The sequence below is a fragment of the Nonomuraea polychroma genome (genome assembly GCF_004011505.1).
Lineage (GTDB): Bacteria > Actinomycetota > Actinomycetes > Streptosporangiales > Streptosporangiaceae > Nonomuraea > Nonomuraea polychroma.
Window position 1 is genome coordinate 5315245 of the sequence record NZ_SAUN01000001.1, and the last position, 16501, is coordinate 5331745.

Annotated in this window: 10 protein-coding genes; 6 read left to right on the forward strand and 4 right to left on the reverse strand. The window is 71.4% G+C overall.

What is annotated here, in order from left to right; genetic code table 11:
• Positions 1-153 precede the first annotated feature (153 nt).
• A complete protein-coding gene (locus EDD27_RS24265; protein WP_338324662.1) occupies positions 154-3039 on the reverse strand; it encodes an exo-rhamnogalacturonan lyase family protein in 2886 nt (961 codons plus the stop codon).
• Between the two features lie 98 nt (positions 3040-3137).
• A complete protein-coding gene (locus tag EDD27_RS24270; protein ID WP_127934419.1) occupies positions 3138-5066 on the reverse strand; it encodes a beta-galactosidase in 1929 nt (642 codons plus the stop codon).
• Between the two features lie 352 nt (positions 5067-5418).
• On the opposite strand from EDD27_RS24270, the gene EDD27_RS24275 reads away from it, so the two are divergent.
• From EDD27_RS24275 to EDD27_RS24300, 6 genes are all read left to right on the forward strand, one after another.
• A complete protein-coding gene (locus EDD27_RS24275; protein WP_127934420.1) occupies positions 5419-6423 on the forward strand; it encodes a LacI family DNA-binding transcriptional regulator in 1005 nt (334 codons plus the stop codon).
• Positions 6420-7832, forward strand: a complete 1413-nt coding sequence (locus tag EDD27_RS24280; protein WP_127934421.1) for a rhamnulokinase — start codon at positions 6420-6422, stop codon at positions 7830-7832. Before EDD27_RS24275 ends, EDD27_RS24280 begins: the two co-directional genes overlap by 4 nt.
• A 70-nt stretch (positions 7833-7902) precedes the next feature.
• Positions 7903-11109 (forward strand): formate dehydrogenase, encoded by a 3207-nt coding sequence (gene fdh, locus EDD27_RS24285; protein WP_127934422.1) that lies wholly within the window; start codon positions 7903-7905, stop codon positions 11107-11109.
• A gap of 3 nt (positions 11110-11112) precedes the next feature.
• Positions 11113-11997, forward strand: a complete 885-nt coding sequence (locus EDD27_RS24290; RefSeq protein WP_127934423.1) for a 4Fe-4S dicluster domain-containing protein — start codon at positions 11113-11115, stop codon at positions 11995-11997.
• 52 nt (positions 11998-12049) lie between these two features.
• A complete protein-coding gene (nrfD, locus tag EDD27_RS24295) occupies positions 12050-13051 on the forward strand; it encodes an NrfD/PsrC family molybdoenzyme membrane anchor subunit (protein WP_127934424.1) in 1002 nt (333 codons plus the stop codon).
• A 134-nt stretch (positions 13052-13185) separates the two neighbouring features.
• Entirely contained in the window at positions 13186-13722 is a 537-nt protein-coding gene (locus EDD27_RS24300) for an NUDIX hydrolase family protein (protein ID WP_127934425.1), read from the forward strand.
• A gap of 11 nt (positions 13723-13733) precedes the next feature.
• Here EDD27_RS24300 and EDD27_RS24305 read toward each other — a convergent pair whose 3' ends face one another.
• Positions 13734-15368, reverse strand: coding sequence for an arylsulfatase (locus EDD27_RS24305; RefSeq protein ID WP_164903770.1), 1635 nt, complete (start codon positions 15366-15368; stop codon positions 13734-13736).
• Between the two features lie 97 nt (positions 15369-15465).
• Positions 15466-16353 (reverse strand): sulfotransferase family protein, encoded by an 888-nt coding sequence (locus EDD27_RS24310; protein WP_127934427.1) that lies wholly within the window; start codon positions 16351-16353, stop codon positions 15466-15468.
• Positions 16354-16501 lie beyond the last annotated feature (148 nt).

Sequence of the window (16501 nt, forward strand, 5' to 3'; positions counted from 1 at the left end):
GGCCTCCGGCTTGAACAGGCGGTCCACCGGGGCGGTGACACGTTTTAATGCCCACCTCGGACCGGCCCCGGCATGCGGACGGCCGCCCTGCCCGGCCCGCGACACGCGGCGCAGGACGGGCAGGCGGTGGTACACGGCGAGACAGTGGCGGAGTCAGGTGGGCAGCTTGTTGCCCACAAGGGCCAGGTTCTGGATGGCGGCCAGGCCGTACAGGGCGGTGGTGTTGGTCGAGATCCAGGCCGCCTCGTCGGTGGGATTCAGCGTGGTGGTGACCTTCTCGGACTTCCACGGCAGGGTCGGGGCGTACCCGTCGCCGGTGCGGAACTCCGTCCAGGCGCGGGTGGCGAGGTCGTCGCGCTTCAGCCGGACCGCCGCGTACGCCGTGAGCCTGGAGTGGCCCTGCTTGAGGATGAGGTTGCCGAAGTGGGCCCCGGTCTCGGCGCTCTGCTCGGCCCTGGTCGCGTTGAACAGCCGGCAATACTGCAGCCACGCCTTCTCGAAGTCCGGCATGTCGATCAGATCGATCAGCTCGGCACAGATCTCGACCTGCCCGAACATGGCCGACAGGTGGGACACCGACACCTTCTTCGCGGCAGGCGCGAACTCGCCGGTGTTGATGTTGTAGAGGCCCTCGCCGGTGACGAAGCCGTTGGGCATGGCCGCGATGGTCCGCATCGTGGCCTTGAGCTTCTTCTCGGCGATCGGGTCGCCGCCGCGCTCCCACTCGGTGAGCCAGGCGGCGGCCAGGCCGCTCCAGTCGGTGCCGAGGCCGATGGCCAGGGCCTCCGGGTTCGGCGTGTACGGCGCCGTACGGATCTTCCGCAGCGGGTCGAGCGCCATGAACGTCTTGTCGGAGTCCACCAGGGCCCGCATCAGGTCCCCGGTGCGCTCGTCGGCGGTCAGGAAGTAGAAGATCCGGCGATAGACGGCGGTCGAGATGCGCTGCTGCTTGGCGCTGCACCCCCAGTGCTGCACGTTGTGCCGGGTGCCCAGTCCCGCCCACGGGCCCAAATGGTAGACGTCCACCTCGCCGGTGTGCCGGGTCATCGCCTCGGCGAACCTGAAGACGTCGGCCCGGCCGGAGCGCAGGTACGCGTACCAGAGCCACAGGTCCGGCGAGAGCTCGGAGTTGTCCCAGGCGTAGCCGCCGATGTCGTAACGCCACACGCGCCGGTCCTCGTCGAACGTGTGCATGATGTCGCCGTAGTCCCAGAAGCCGTACCAGTGACGCTGCTCGACCTGCTTCTTGTAGTAGTCGAAGAGGAAGTCGAGCCGGTCCTCGATCGTCTTCTTCTCCGGGGTGGACCGGTCGACCGGGCTGAACAGGCCGCCGAACACCTTCGCCGCGGCCAGGTGCTCGGGCGGGGCGATGATCAGCGGCGGCGTGCGCACGGCGTCGGCCATCGCGCCGAGCCGCGCGGCGTCGGGCGTGGCGGCCAGGGCCCAGAAGGTCAGCTCGGTCGTACGCGCGATGCCGAGCGGCGTGCCGAAGCCGGGCTCGTAGTCCTCGTAGGTGATGTTGAGGCCCTCGATCTGCTCGGGGTAGGTGTCCTGGCCGAGACCGTCGTGGTAGAAGCGGGTGTCCATGGGCCCGGCCTCGGGCGACCACATCCAGACCGTGACCTCGGCCTCCTCGGAGGCGGCGTCGCGGATGTCGAGCTGGGTGGGGTGGCGCTGCCAGAAGTCCCGCATGCCGAACGCGAAGCCGCCGCTCACGCCGCCCACGTAGCCGAATCCCGAGGCCCGCTTGCCCTGGTCGATCGGAACCCAGCCATACCCCTTCTTGGTGCGCTTCTTCAGTGTGAAGCCCTCGGAGGACAGCTGGGAGAGGGTGTAGTCGCCCCAGTCGGGAATGAGGTGGAGACGGCTGCTCACCCGGGTGTCCCAGGTGGCGACGTCCGGCAGCTTCTGACCGGCGACCTGCGCCTTGCGCACCGCCAGGCCGGGGTCGCGGCGCAGGCCCGTGATGCCCTTGACGGCCTCGCCGAGCTGGCCGTGCCCGTCGCCGACGAAGCGGATGTGCCGGTTGTAGGCCTCGTCGCGCATCGGGACGCGGAAGCGCACGCCGAGGCCGGCGACGAAGTCGTGCTGGCCGTCGCGGTCGAACACGAACGTGTGGACCATGCGCACGCTCTCCGCGCCGGCGTAGAAGTACAGCCGGATCGTGAACGGCAGCCAGGACTTGCCCTTCTTGGAGGTGTGGCGGCCCTCGATCCGCACCACGGCGCGCACCGGGCCGGACTGCTCGACCTCGACCTTGGCGATGTCGCTGAGGTAGGAGTCCACTTCGGTGGTGCGGTCGTCACCGTCGTCGATCTTGCCCTGCCGGAGGCTGACCAGCTGGCCCTTGCGGGCGATCTCGGTCTCCCCGCGCCAGATCTGGGAGATCAGTTCGCCGCCGTTCTTGCGGACGCGGACCCGGATGACGCCGGTGTCCACGTCCACGTACTGCTTCTCGTCCTTGACCGTGACCGGCTTGGCGAGCGCGGCCGCGGTGCCGGGGCGCAGCGTGTACGTCTCGGCGACGGGCGTGCCGGGGCCCGCGGCGTGGGCCGTCCACTTGAGCGAGCCGTCCGGCCAGTACGCCAGCGGCCACGTCTGCACGGGCACGGCCGCGCCGTCGGCGGCGGTGAGCGCGAACTGCTGCTCCTTGGGCACCGTGCCCTTGGGCCACGGGACGCCCCAGGTGGTGCCGGGGGCCTCGGCGGGTTTGCCTTCGAGCCAGCGCAGGCTGACGTCGGGGATGTCCAGTGCGGCCAGGGCCGGCGACTCGAGCATCGAGGCCAGCGGCACGGCCGCACCGGCGACGGCCATTCCCTTTAATGCATCACGTCGCGAAATTTCGGACATTGGGGGTGCACCTCCGTTGGTACGTGGGCGCTCGAACGCGCCCTTGGGGGGTGATTCGCCGGACGGGCCCGCTTCCTGGGAAGCGCTTTCCCGCCACGCATGACAAACGGCGGACGAGGCCGCCGCCCACCACACCCGGCTCAGACCGCACAGCCCCTGCGCCACCGCCCACCTCGGCGCACGCAGCATGACGCGGCAGTGCTGGACGGTCGAGCGGGCGAGGCGGCAAGTCAGGCGGCGCGGCGTGGGCCGTGCGGTGGGCGGAGCATCGGGGGTGGGGAACGGGGTCAGCCGGGCAGGACCAAGGCGTCGCCGGCCGGGACGGTGACCTTGTCGCCGGCCGGCGTCGTCACCACGGCGTCCTCGCCCGTGTGGTTGATCGCGAACAGGAACGAGCGGCCGCCGGGGTGCGAGCGCCGCACCACCTCCACCCCCGGACCCGCCTCGGCCACGGGCTCGACGCCGGCCTCGGCGCAGACGGCGGCCACGACCTCGGCCAGCGCCCCGTCGTCCAGCCGGGTGGTCAGGTAGTGCGCGGTCCCGTCGCCCCATGCGTTGCGGGTCCAGGCAGGTTCACCCGTGGCGTACGTGTCCAGGACCTTCGCCCCGCCGGCGTGCGCCAGTTCGCTCCACACGGTCCCGGTCGCCCCGGAGGCCAGCCGGATCGGCCGCTCCAGGGGGAAGAACTCCTCGACCGTGACCCCGAGCAGGTCACGCCACGCCCCCGGGTAGCCGCCCAGCCGCACCCGGTCATGATCGTCCACGATCCCGCTGTACGGCCCCACGAGCGCGACCCCGCCCCGGCGGACGAAGTCCTCCAGGTTGGCCGCTCCCGCGTCGCTCACCAGATAGAGCGCGGGCACCAGCACCAGGCGATAGCCAGACAGATCCGACTCCGGCCGGGCCAGGTCACAGGTGATGCCCGCCCGCCACAACGCGGCGTGCCAGCGCTTGGTCTCCTCGACCGGATCCAGGTCCGCCGTCGGCTGGGCGGGATGGTCCTGGGCCCACACGCTGGAGTGGTCGAGCAGGATCGCCACGTCGGCCTTGACGGTGCTGCCCACGACGTCGGAGAGCCCGGCCAGCTCGGCCCCGAGCGCGGTGACCTCACGGAAGATCTTGGTGTTGGGCCCGGCGTGCGGCAGCATCGCCGAGTGCCACTTCTCGGCGCCGGCGCGGGAGGCCCGCCACTGGAAGAACATGATCCCGTCCGCGCCCCTGGCCAGGTGCTGCAGCGAGTTGCGGCGCAGCTCGCCGGGGACCTTGGCGAGGTTGCGCGGCTGCCAGTTGACGGCGCTGGTGGAGTGCTCCATCAGCAGCCAGGGCCGCCCGCCGTTCAGCGAACGCGCGTAGTCGGCGGCGAAGGCCAGGTCGATGTGCGGCTCGGCGCGGGCACCGATCAGGTAGTGGTCGGTGGAGACCACGTCGAGCTCGGCGGCGAAGGACCAGCAGTCCATGTCCCAGTGCGCGCCCGCCATCAGGTTCGTGGTCGCGGGCACGTCCGGGGTGATCGACTTCAGCAGGTCGCGCTCGGCGACGTACAGCTCGACGAGCGCGTCGGAGCTGAACCTGCGGAAGTCGAGCTGCTGCCCCGGATTGGGGAAGCTGGGGGTGGCGCGGGGCGGCACGATCTGGGCCCAGTCGCTGTAGCGCTGCGACCAGAAGGCCGTTCCCCAGGCGTCGTTGAGCTCGTCCAGGGAGGCGTAGCGGTTGCGCAGCCAGGCGCGGAACGCCGCGGCGGAGGTGTCGCAGTAGCAGCGGGCGTTGTGGCAGCCGTACTCGTTGTGCACGTGCCACAGGACCAGCGCCGGGTGGTCGCGGTAGCGCAGGGCCACCTGCTCGGCGATCCGCAGCGCCTTCTCGCGGTAGATCGGCGAGCTGGGGCAGAAGCCCTGCCTGCTGCCGTGGTAGAGCCGCCGCCCGTCGGCGTCCACCGGCAGCGCCTCGGGGTACGCGTCGGAGAACCACGGCGGCGGAGAGGCCGTCGGGGTGGACAGGTTGGCCTGGATGCCGTTCGCGGCCAGCAGGTCCATCACCCGGTCTAACCAGTCGAAGTCGAACACCCCCTCCACGGGCTCCAGCATCGACCAGGAGAAGATCCCGACGCTGACCCTGTTGACGCCGGCCTCGCGCATCAGCGCGACGTCCTGCTCCCACGTCTCCTCGGGCCACTGCTCGGGATTCCAGTCCCCGCCATAGGCGATGACATCCGGCATGAGCCTGCCTTTCGCATAACTGTTAGCGCCCACAGCGTGTTACGCCTACGTTTACGGGGGATTAAAACGTTCATCAGGCCTGCCGCACAAGACCTTTAGGTCATGGCGAGAGGGTAGTCGCTGGTCAGGCAGCGGAAATCACCCTCGAGGCCCATCCTCGCAGCCGCTACCGGATGCACGTGCGGGCCTGCCTGCCGGTGAACCGATTCAATGCCGGAGAGGCGGCTTCGTCGTCCCCGGCGGGCATGCGGCCCGAGGGCCCGCAGCAGCTTGCCGCCCGATCCCCCTGCGCTGCCTGGTGGACCCGTGGCCATGTGGCGTCGCGCGCGTTTGTACGTTTTAATTGGGCTCCATGGCCATGGTCAGCATCAAGGACGTCGCCGCGCACGCCGGCGTCTCCCCCGGCACGGTCTCCAACGTACTGAACCGGCCGGCCAAAGTCGCGCCCGCGACGCGGGAGCGGGTGGAGGCGGCCATCAGCGAGCTGGGGTTCGTCCGGCACGGCTCGGCCTCGACGCTGCGTGCGGGGCACAGCAGGACGATCGGCCTGAGCGTGATCGACATCGGCAACCCGTTCTTCACGGAGGTGGCGGCCGGGGTCGAGGACGTGGCCAGCGAGCTGGGCTACGCCGTCATCCTGGGCAACTCCGCGGGCTCGCAGGACAAGGAGGACCGCAATCTGCGGGTGCTGGCCGAGCACCGGGTGCGCGGCGTGCTGATCACCCCGTCCGGAGAGGACCCGGCCAGGCTCGACCGGCTGCGCGAGCACGGCATCAGCGTGGTGCTGGTCGACCATCCGGCGCACCGGCCCGACCAGTGCGCGGTCGCCGTGGACGACGTGGCGGGCGGCCGGGCCGCCGTCGCGCACCTGCTGTCCAAGGGCGCGCGGAGCGTCGCTTACGTCACCGGACCGCTGACGATCCGGCAGTGTGTGGAGCGCCGGGAGGGCGCCAAGGCGGCCATGCGGTCCGCCGGGCTCGACCCCGCGGAACTGCGGGTGGTGGAGACGGCGACCATGACGGCCCGCTCGGGCGAGAAGGCGGCCGCCGAGCTGATGTCCGGTGGCCCCCTGCCCGAGGCCGTGTTCTGCGCCAACGACCTGCTCGCGCTCGGCGTGCTGCGCGCGCTGCTGCGGTCCGGAGTGCGGGTGCCGGAGGACGTGGCGCTGATGGGCTACGACGACATCGACTTCGCCGCCGCCTCGACGGTGTCGCTGAGCTCGATGCGCCAGCCCACCTATCAGCTCGGCCGCATCGCCACCGAGTTGCTGCTGGACGAGTGCGACAATCCGGAGACGCACGCCCACCAGCACATCATGTTCCAGCCGGAGCTTGTCGCGAGGGAGTCGACGCAGTGAGCCGCCGTTTCGCCGCCGTGGACCTCGGCGCCTCCAGTGGCCGGGTGATGCTGGCCGATCTGTCCGACGGGTTGAAGCTGACGGAGGCGCATCGATTTCCCAATGGCCCGGTACGTGTGGCCGGCCGCCTCTACTGGGACATCCTGGGCCTCTACCGGGAGATCCTGACGGGCCTGCGCGCCGCGGGCCCGGTGTCGTCGATCGGCGTGGATTCGTGGGCGGTCGACTACGGGCTGCTGGACGAGTCCGGCGCGCTGCTGGGCAATCCGGTGCACTATCGCGACGACCGTACGCACGGCGTGGCCGAGCGAGTGGCCGAAGAGATCGGGGCCGAGACGCTGTACGACGTGTCCGGGCTGCAGGTGCTGCCGTTCAACACGATCTACCAGCTGCTGGCCGATCGGCTGGACCAGGCGGCCACGATGCTGTTGATCCCCGATCTGATCGGCTACTGGCTGACCGGCGAGGCGGGCGCGGAGGTGACCAACGCCTCGACGACGGGCCTGCTCGACGTACGGACCAGGACGTGGGCGCAGCCGCTGATCGAGCGGCTGGGCCTGCCGGCCGGGATCTTCCCGCCGCTGCGGCACCCCGGCGAGGCGGTCGGCGGGCTGCGCCGCGACGTGGCCGCCGAGATCGGCTGGTCCGCGCCCGTCAGGGCGGTGGGCTCGCACGACACGGCCTCGGCCGTCGCCGCCGTGCCCGCCACCGGCCCGGCGTTCGCGTACGTCTCCTGCGGCACGTGGTCGCTGGCCGGGGTGGAGCTCCCGGGGCCGGTGCTGACCCCGGAGAGCCGCGCCGCGAACTTCACCAACGAGGCCGGCATCGACGGCACCGTCCGCTACCTCCGCAACGTCATGGGGTTGTGGCTGCTGCAGGAGTGCCTGCGCGCCTGGCCGGGCTCCGACCTGAGCGATCTGCTGAAGGCGGCGTCGGGCGAGCGGCCGTTCGCGGCCGTGGTCAACCCCGACGAGCCGGTGTTCCTGCCGCCGGGCGACATGCCGGCCAGGATCGCGGCCGAGTGCCGCCGCACCGGGCAGCGCCCGCCGGCCACCCCGGCGGCGTACGTGCGGTGCGTGCTGGAGAGCCTGGCACTCGGGCACCGGCAGGCCATCCGGCAGGCGGTCGAGCTGTCGGGGCGCGACGTCGAGGTCGTGCACCTGGTGGGCGGCGGGTCCCGCAACGAGCTGCTGTGCCGGCTGACCGCGGACGCCTGCGGGCTGCCGGTGGTGGCCGGCCCGGCGGAGGCGACCACGTTCGGCAACGTGCTCGTGCAGGCACGCGCCGCGGGGCTGGTCTCCGACCTGGCGGAGATGCGTTCGCTGGTGGCCGCGGCCGAGCCGCTGCGCCGCTACGAGCCGTCCGGTGACGCCGGCGCGTGGGACGAGGCCGCCTCGCGCGTCTTCTGACCCCCTTTGACCTGGGTTTTCGCTCTGTCCGGTCCGGGCAAGAGTCGGACCAGGGACATCGGGGGGTGTCATGGATTTCGCGTGGCCGCTGCTGCGGCAGCTGACCGGCAGGGACCGCTACGGTCGGGGGCAGGCGGTGAAGTCCGCCCGTACGGAGAAGCTGCGGGCGCGGACGTCCGACGCCGAACGGGTGGTCAAGTCGGTGTGCCCGTACTGCGCGGTGGGCTGCGCCCAGAACGTGTACGTACGGGAGGGGAAGGTCGTCCAGATCGAGGGCGACCCCGACTCGCCGGTCAGCAGAGGACGGCTCTGCCCCAAGGGCGCGGCCAGCCTCCAGCTCACCACTGGCTCGTCACGGCGGCACAAGGCGCTCCACCGGCCGCCGGGCGCGACGGACTGGCAGGAGATCGACCTGGACACGGCCATGGACATGGTGGCCGACCGGATCATCGCCACCCGCCGTGAGACCTGGGAGCAGGAGCGGGACGGCCGGCGCACCGCCCGGACGATGGGCATCGCGAGCCTGGGCGGCGCCACGCTGGACAACGAGGAGAACTACCTCATCAAGAAGCTGCTGACGGCGCTCGGCGTGGTGCAGATCGAGAACCAGGCCCGCGTGTGCCACAGCTCGACCGTGGTGGGACTCGGCACGTCGTTCGGGCGGGGCGGCGCCACCACGTTCATGCAGGACCTGCAGCACTCCGACTGCGTGGTCATCCAGGGCTCCAACTTCGCCGAGGCCCACCCCGTGGGCTTCCAGTGGGTGATGGAGGCCAAGGCGCGCGGTGCGGTGATCATCCATGTGGATCCGCGGTTCACCCGCACCAGCGCACTGGCCGACCTGCACGTGCCCATCCGGGCCGGCTCCGACGTGGCCTTCCTCGGCGGGATCATCAACCACGTCCTGGAGAACGAGCTGTACTTCCGCGAGTACGTGGTCGACTACACCAACGCGGCCACCATCCTGCGCGAGGACTACCGCGACGCCGAGGACCTCGACGGCCTGTTCTCCGGTTTCAATCCCGAGGACCACACCTACGACCACGGCACCTGGCAGTACGAGGGCATGGAAGTGGTCCCCGCGGCCGGCGCCAGGGACCAGGACTTCGAGCGGCGGGCGGGCCGCGCGGAGGCGCAGGGCAGCCTCGGCGCGCCGATGGACGGCACGCCGCAGCGCGACGAGACGCTGCGGCACCCGCGCTGCGTCCTGCAAGTCCTGCGCCGCCACTTCGCCCGCTACACCCCGGAGATGGTGGAGCAGACCTGCGGGGTGCCGCGCCGGCTGTTCGAGGAGGTGTGCCGGCACCTGACGGAGAACTCCGGCCCCGACAAGACGGCCGAGTTCGTGTACGCGGTGGGCTGGACGCAGCACAGCGACGGCTCGCAGTTCATCCGCGCGGCGAGCATCCTGCAGCTGCTGCTGGGCAACATCGGCCGGCCGGGCGGCGGCATCCAGGCGCTGCGCGGGCACGCCAGCATCCAGGGCTCCAGCGACATCCCGACGTTGTTCAACCTGCTGCCGGGCTACATCCCGATGCCGTACGCGCACGAGCACGAGCGGCTGCGCGACTTCCTGCACGCCGACTCCCCGCCCAAGGGATTCTGGGCCAACATGCCCGCCTATCTGGTGAGCCTGCTCAAGGCGTGGTGGGGCGAGGCGGCGCGGCCGGACAACGACTTCGCCTTCGGCTACCTGCCGCGGCTGACGGGGTCGCACAGCACGTACGACACGGTGCTGGCGCAGCTGGACGGCACCTGTAAGGGCTACATCCTGCTCGGCGAGAACCCGGCGGTCGGGTCGGCCAACGCCAGGATGCAGCGCCTCGGGATGGCGAAGCTGGACTGGCTGGTGGTACGCGACCTCACCATGATCGAGAGTGCCACGTGGTGGAAGGACGGGCCGGAGATCGAGACGGGCGAGCTGCGTACCGAGGACATCGGCACCGAGGTGTTCTTCCTGCCCGCCGCCACGCACACCGAGAAGAGCGGCAGCTTCACCAACACCAACCGGCTGCTGCAGTGGCACCACCAGGCCGTCGAGCCCGAGGGGGACGCCCGCAGCGACCTGTGGTTCATGTACCACCTCGGGCGGATCATCCGGGAGAAGCTGGCCGACTCGCTCGACCCGATGGACCGGCCTGTGCTCGACCTCACCTGGGACTACCCGGTCGCGGGCGCGACGGCCGAGCCGGACGCGGAGGCGGTGCAGGCCGAGATCAACGGCTGGGACGCGCAGGGACGGCCGCTGTCCGGCTACGCCGAGCTGCGGGACGACGGCTCCACCGCGTGCGGCTGCTGGATCTACTGCGGCGTGCGCGCCGACGGCGTCAACCAGGCCGCCCGCCGCAGACCGGGCGCCGAGCAGGACTGGATCGCCGCCGAATGGGCGTGGGCGTGGCCGGCCAACCGGCGCATCCTCTACAACCGGGCCTCGGCCAGGCCGGACGGCAGCCCGTGGAGCGAGCGCAAGAAACTCGTGTGGTGGGACGGGAGCCGGTGGACCGGCTATGACGTGCCCGACTTCGAGGTGGACAAGAGCCCGGACTACCGGCCGCCGCCGGGTGCGCAGGGTGTGGCGGCGCTGTCCGGCATCGACCCGTTCATCATGCAGGCCGACGGCAAGGGGTGGCTGTTCACGCCCACCGGGGTGGTGGACGGGCCGCTGCCGGCGCATTACGAGCCGCAGGACTCGCCGGTGGCCAACCCGCTGTACGGGCACCAGCGCAACCCGGCCCGCAGGCTCTACCCGCACGAGGACAACCGGTATCACCCGAGCGGGGACGAGGCGGGGGCGTCGGTCTTCCCGTACGTGGTCACGACGTACCGGCTGACCGAGCACTTCACCGCGGGCGGCATGAGCCGGCACACGCCGTACCTGGCCGAGCTTCAGCCGGAGATGTTCTGCGAGATCTCCCCCGAGCTGGCCGCCGAACGCGGTCTGGTGCACGGCGACTGGGCCACGATCGTCACGGCACGCAACGCCATCGAGGCCAGGGTGCTGGTGACCGACCGGATCCCTCCGCTGCACCTGAACGGGCGCACGCTCCACCAGATCGGGCTGCCGTTCCACTTCGGGCCGAACGGCCTGGCCAGGGGCGACGCGGCCAACGAGCTGTCGTCGATCTCCCTTGATCCCAACTCCCACATTCAGGAGGTCAAGGCGCTGTCGGCGGACATCCGGCCGGGGCGGCGGCCACGCGGCGCGGCGCTGCCCGAGCTCGTCATGGAATACCGGCGGCGAGCCGGCGTGACCGCCGACACCGGAATGGAGGCCTGAGCCATGGCCTTCGACCTGGACGAGGCGATCGGCGCCGGGCGAGTGGGGTTCTTCACCGACACCAGCGTCTGCATCGGGTGCAAGGCGTGCGAGGTGGCGTGCAAGGAGTGGAACGCCGTCCCCGACGACGGCCTGACCTTCACCGGCATGTCCTACGACAACACCGTGAGCTTGGGCGCGGACACCTGGCGGCACGTGGCGTTCATCGAGCAGCGGCGGCCGCTCGGCCACCAGGAGCCCGGGCTGGACGGCCAGGACTTCCGCTGGCTGATGGCCTCCGACGTGTGCAAGCACTGCACGCACGCCGCCTGCCTGGATGTGTGCCCGACGGGGTCGTTGTTCCGCACCGAGTACGGGACGGTGGTGGTGCAGGAGGACGTGTGCAACGGGTGCGGCTACTGCGTGCCCGCCTGCCCGTTCGGGGTGATCGGCAAACGGGAGCGCGAGCATGGCGGCACGGCCGCCAAGTGCACCATGTGCTACGACCGGCTCGGGGCCGGGGAGGAGCCGGCCTGCGCCAAGACCTGCCCCACGGACTCGATCCAGTTCGGCGACCTGGAGGAGTTGCGGGAGCGGGCGGAGCGGCGGCTGGAGCAGGTGCGCGCGGCCGGGGTCACGTCGGCCCAGCTGTACGGGCACGACACCGGTGACGGCGTGGGCGGCATGGGCGCGTTCTTCCTGCTGCTCGACGAGCCCGAGGTCTACGGCCTGCCGCCCGACCCGGTGGTGACCACGAGGGACCTGCCGTCGATGTGGCGCCACACCGCCACCGCCGCCCTCGCCCTGCTGGCCGGGGTGGCCGCGGCGGCCTGGCTCCGGCGCCCGGGCACGACGGTGGCGCTGCGGCGATGGGCGGGTCCGGCGACCCGGCGGCGGAGGAAAGCATGAGCGGGCCCACGGCGGCGAAGGACGCCACGGCCGATCCAGGGCGGAGGAGAGCATGAGTCAGACCGACGTGCGGATGGACGGATCGGCCGAGGTGCGGACGGAGCGCGAGGCCACGCCCGGGTCCGCGGGCCCGAGGCCGCTGCGCCCCGAGACGGCGCGGCCCGAACCGACCTCCTACTACGGCCGACCGGTGCTGAACGAGCCGACGTGGCAGGCGCCCGACATCGCCGGCTACCTGTTCCTCGGCGGCCTGGCCGGCGCCTCCTCCGCACTGGCGGCCGCCGCCGACCTGACCGGCCGCCCGCACCTGGCCAGGGCTGCCAAGACCGGAGCGCTGTGCGCACTCGGCGGGTCCTTGTACTCGCTGATCCACGACCTCGGCCGGCCCGGGCGCTTCCTCAACATGCTGCGGGTGTTCAAGGTGACCTCGCCGATGAGCGTCGGCACCTGGCTGCTGACCGCGTACGGCCCGCCGGCCGGCTGCGCGGCGGCCACCGCCCTGACGGGGCGCCTCCCCAGGCTCGGCCGGACGGCCACGATCGGAGCCGCGCTGACCGGGTCCGCGGTGGCCACCTACACCGCCGCGCTGATCTGCAACACCGCCGTACCCGCCTGGCACGAGAGTTACCAGGAGATGCCGTTCCTGTTCGCCGGATCGGCCGCCGCGGCGGCGGGCGGGCTCGGCATGCTGGCCGCGCCCACGGCCGAAGCGGGCCCGGCCCGGCGGGTGGCGCTGCTGGGCGCGGCGGCGGAGTGCGCCGCCGCCCTCAGGATGGAGCGGCGGCTCGGGCCGCTGGCCGAGCCTCTCAAGCACAGCAGGCTGCTGCGCGCGGGCGAGGCGCTGTCGCTGGGCGGCGCGCTGGCCGGGCTCGCCTTCGGCCGGCGCAGCAGGATCGCGGCCGCCGCGGCGGGCGCGGCTCTGCTGGCGGGGTCGGCGTGCACCCGGTTCGGGATCTTCCACGCAGGAATGGGGTCGGCGAACGACCCGAAGTACACGATCCAGCCGCAACGCAGGCGGCTGGCGAGAGCGAGAGCGGAGCGTGATCTCCAATGAAGCGTAAGATCGTCGAGTACCTGCCCTTCGTGGGCTTCGTGATGGTCATCTGCGCGGCGTCGTGGCTGGCCGGTCGTGCCCTTCCGGAGCCGGTCCCGGTACGCCAGTAGGGCGGGGGGACGTACGATCAGCCAATGACCGAAAAGACCGAAACGACGCCTAGCTGGCTGTCCCCGGAAGAGCTCGAGTCCGTCCGCGGCCAGCTGCCGATTCTCTACGTCGACGCGGTGCCGGTGCGCGTCGACGACACCGGCGTGGTCACCCGCGTCGGCCTGCTGCTGCGCATCGCGTCGGACGGAACGGTCAGCCGGGCGCTCGTCTCGGGACGGGTGCTGTACTACGAGAGGATCCGCGACGCGCTGCTGCGCCACCTGGAGAAGGACCTCGGCCCGGTGGCGCTCCCGCACATCCCGGCGTCCCCGCAGCCCTTCACCGTCGCCGAATACTTCCCGACGCCGGGCGTCACGCCGTACCACGATCCGCGCCAGCACGCCGTGTCCCTGGCCTACATCGTCCCCGTCGCGGGCGACTGCCGGCCCCGGCAGGACGCGCTGGACCTCGTGTGGTTCACGCCCGAGGAGGCGGCGTCCCCGATGGTGCAGCAAGAGATGGCCGGCGGGCAGGGGGTGCTGCTGAAGCAGGCACTCGCGCACGTCGGCTGCCTTCCCTGACCACCCACCGGTCAGGGGGCGACGGGGTCGGCCGGGAACGGGTTTCTGCGGTGCACCTTGCGGAAGTGCTGTGACCGGCCGGCGGCCTCGAAGTCGGCGAGGGCGACGACGCGGCCCCTGCTCCCGGCGGGCAGCTGGAAGCCGACCGCGATCGCCATCCCCGGGTCCAGCCGCGCCACCGTGTGGGCGCGACTCTTGCGTGGCCCGTCGAGCCCCAGCTTGATCTCGTTCCACGGCACGGTGGATCCGTTGTGCAGGGTCACGACGATCTCGCTGCCGGTGGTCTCCGTCTTCAGTCCGTACGGGATGCGCGGGTCGGGCCCGATCGACTCGTCCAGCGCGACCATCAGTTCGTCGGTCAGGTCGGGCCGGGCCGCGGCCAGGTCGAGCCGCTCCCCCGGGTCGGCGGCCAGGTCGTACAGCTCGATCCGGCCCTCGGGCCCGGCGCCGTCGATGTTCGGGGCGAGCCGGACGGCCTTCCACCGGCCGCGGCGGATGGCTTGGGCCTTGCGCGGCCGGTTCCACACCAGATGCTTGTGCTTGGGCGCGCCCGCGCCGGTGAGCAGGCCGCGGAAGGACAGCCCGTCGAGGTTCGCCGGCACCGGCACCTCGGCCAGGTCCGCCAGCGTCGGCAGCACGTCCCAGGACGCCACCGGCTGCTTGACCACGCGCGGCCGCAGCCGCGGCGACCAGGCGATCAGCGGCACGCGGATGCCGCCCTCGTACACCTCGCGTTTGTCGCCGCGGAACGGTCCGTTGGAGTTGAACAGCGCGGGGGTCACGCCCTTCTCCCGGTGCGGGCCGTTGTCGCTGGTGAACAACACGAGCGTGCGCTCGGCCACGCCCGCGTCGCGTAACGCGCGCAGCAGCGCGGCGACGTCGGTGTCGAGCCTGGCCACCTGCGCGGCGTGGCGGCGGTTGGGACCGCTCCACGTCCTGTCCTCGTACGGGCCCGCGTCGCCGGGGAGCACGCTCGGCGAGTGCGGCAGGTTGGTGGCGAAGTAGAGAAGGAACGGGTCGTCGCCGCTCTGCCGGATGAAGTCGACGGCCCGCTCGCGGAACAGGTGCGGCGCGTACGACTTGCCGTCGAGCTGCACCTTGGCCCCGTTGCGCCACAGGTACTTGGGGAAGTACTGGTGGGCGTGGCGGTGGCCGATGTAGCCGAAGAACTCGTCGAAGCCGCGCATGTTCGGGTGCGAGACCTGGCCCGGCAGCTCTGGCCCGAAGCCCCACTTGCCGATGCAGGCCGTCCGGTAACCGGACAGCTGCAGCAGCTCGGCGAAGGTCACGTCGGCGTCGGTGAGCGAGTGCTGTGCCCCGCCCTCGGGGTTCTCGCGTACCGTGCCGTGCCCGGCGTGCAGCCCGGTGAGCAGGGCGCAGCGCGAGGGGGCGCAGAGCGGCGCCCCCGAGTACGCGGCCTCGAACCGCACGCCCTCGGCCGCCATCCGGTCCAGGTTCGGCGTGCTGATCAGGCGCTGGCCCTGCACGCCGATCTCGCCCCACCCCAGGTCGTCGGCCAGGATGACGACGACGTTGGGACGCGACGGCAGGCCGCCGGGTTCGGCGGTGGCCGAAGCGGCGGAAGGCACGGCGAGACTGGCGAAGGTTCCGGCGATTAAAGCGCGGCGCGAGGGCCCGTTGATCACGACGGGCACCATATCGGAGCGCGCGGCGAACGGCGGGCAAATAGCGGACGAAACTCTGTCACAGACCTGCAACCGTTACTGTGCAGACGGGTTCTGGTCAGGGCAGGTACTCCCACTTCCGGCAGATGTCGTGCAGCGCCTCGGGCACCTCATCCGGCGTAGGCAGCGGCCGGCCGGCGACGACGGTGCCGGTGCGGATCTTGTCCCGCCAGTCGCCGATGCCCTTGACGAACCCGCCGTGGTCCTTGTTGCCGTAGGAGAGCATGCCGGGCTCCCACTCGACGCCGAGGAACAGGCAGAGCCGCCGCAGCGCGGCCTCCGGGCCGGCGACCAGGTCCTCGTAGCGCATGGTCAGCCCGTCCAGATGGGTGCGGGCCTCCTCCAGGTACGTCATGTAGCTCAGCGTGCGCGGCACGGCCTCCTCCATGGGCCGCTTCTCCGGGTCGGCCTCGTGCCAGGACTGCACGATGGACGCCGGGTGGCGCAGCAGGAAGACGAACCGCGCGTCCGGCCAGCACGTGGCCAGGCGCTTCCAGACGAACACGTTGCTCGGCGTCTTCTCCACCAGGATCGGCTTGCCGCTGCGGGTCAGCTCCCGGTGGAGCATGCGGTCCCAGACGATGTGCTCGATGTCGCTGTGGGTGTGGCCGAGAGCCTCCATGGCCTGCCGTACCGGGTCGGTGCCGAGGCCCACGGTGATCCGCCTGAAGTGCGTCTCGATCGGGGAGTGCACCTGCGAATGGCTGTTGAGCATGACCCGCAGCAGCGTGGAGCCCGACCGCACGGACGACAACAGGAAGACCGGCTCGCGCAGCAGCCGGTCGTGCGCCGGGTCGACGGGTGGCCGCACCGTGTCGCCGGGGAGCCGCTGCAGCTCCAGCGGGGGCTTCGGTGGCGGCTTCGGCGGCTCCTTGTGCAGCCGTCGCGTCAAGGTGTATCCCGTCAGGCCCTCAAGCGTCGCGTTGGCCCGGTACTTCCAGCTCATGGGGCTAAAAGGTAGAGACAGCCAGTGAACCCCAGGTGAATCCGGCCTGTGAACCTGTTGCAGGGAACACAGATCAAGCGTGCAGAAAGACGCAGAGCAGAACAATGTTCCGGCCGCATGATGGTGCCCGTCCAACACCATCGACTCC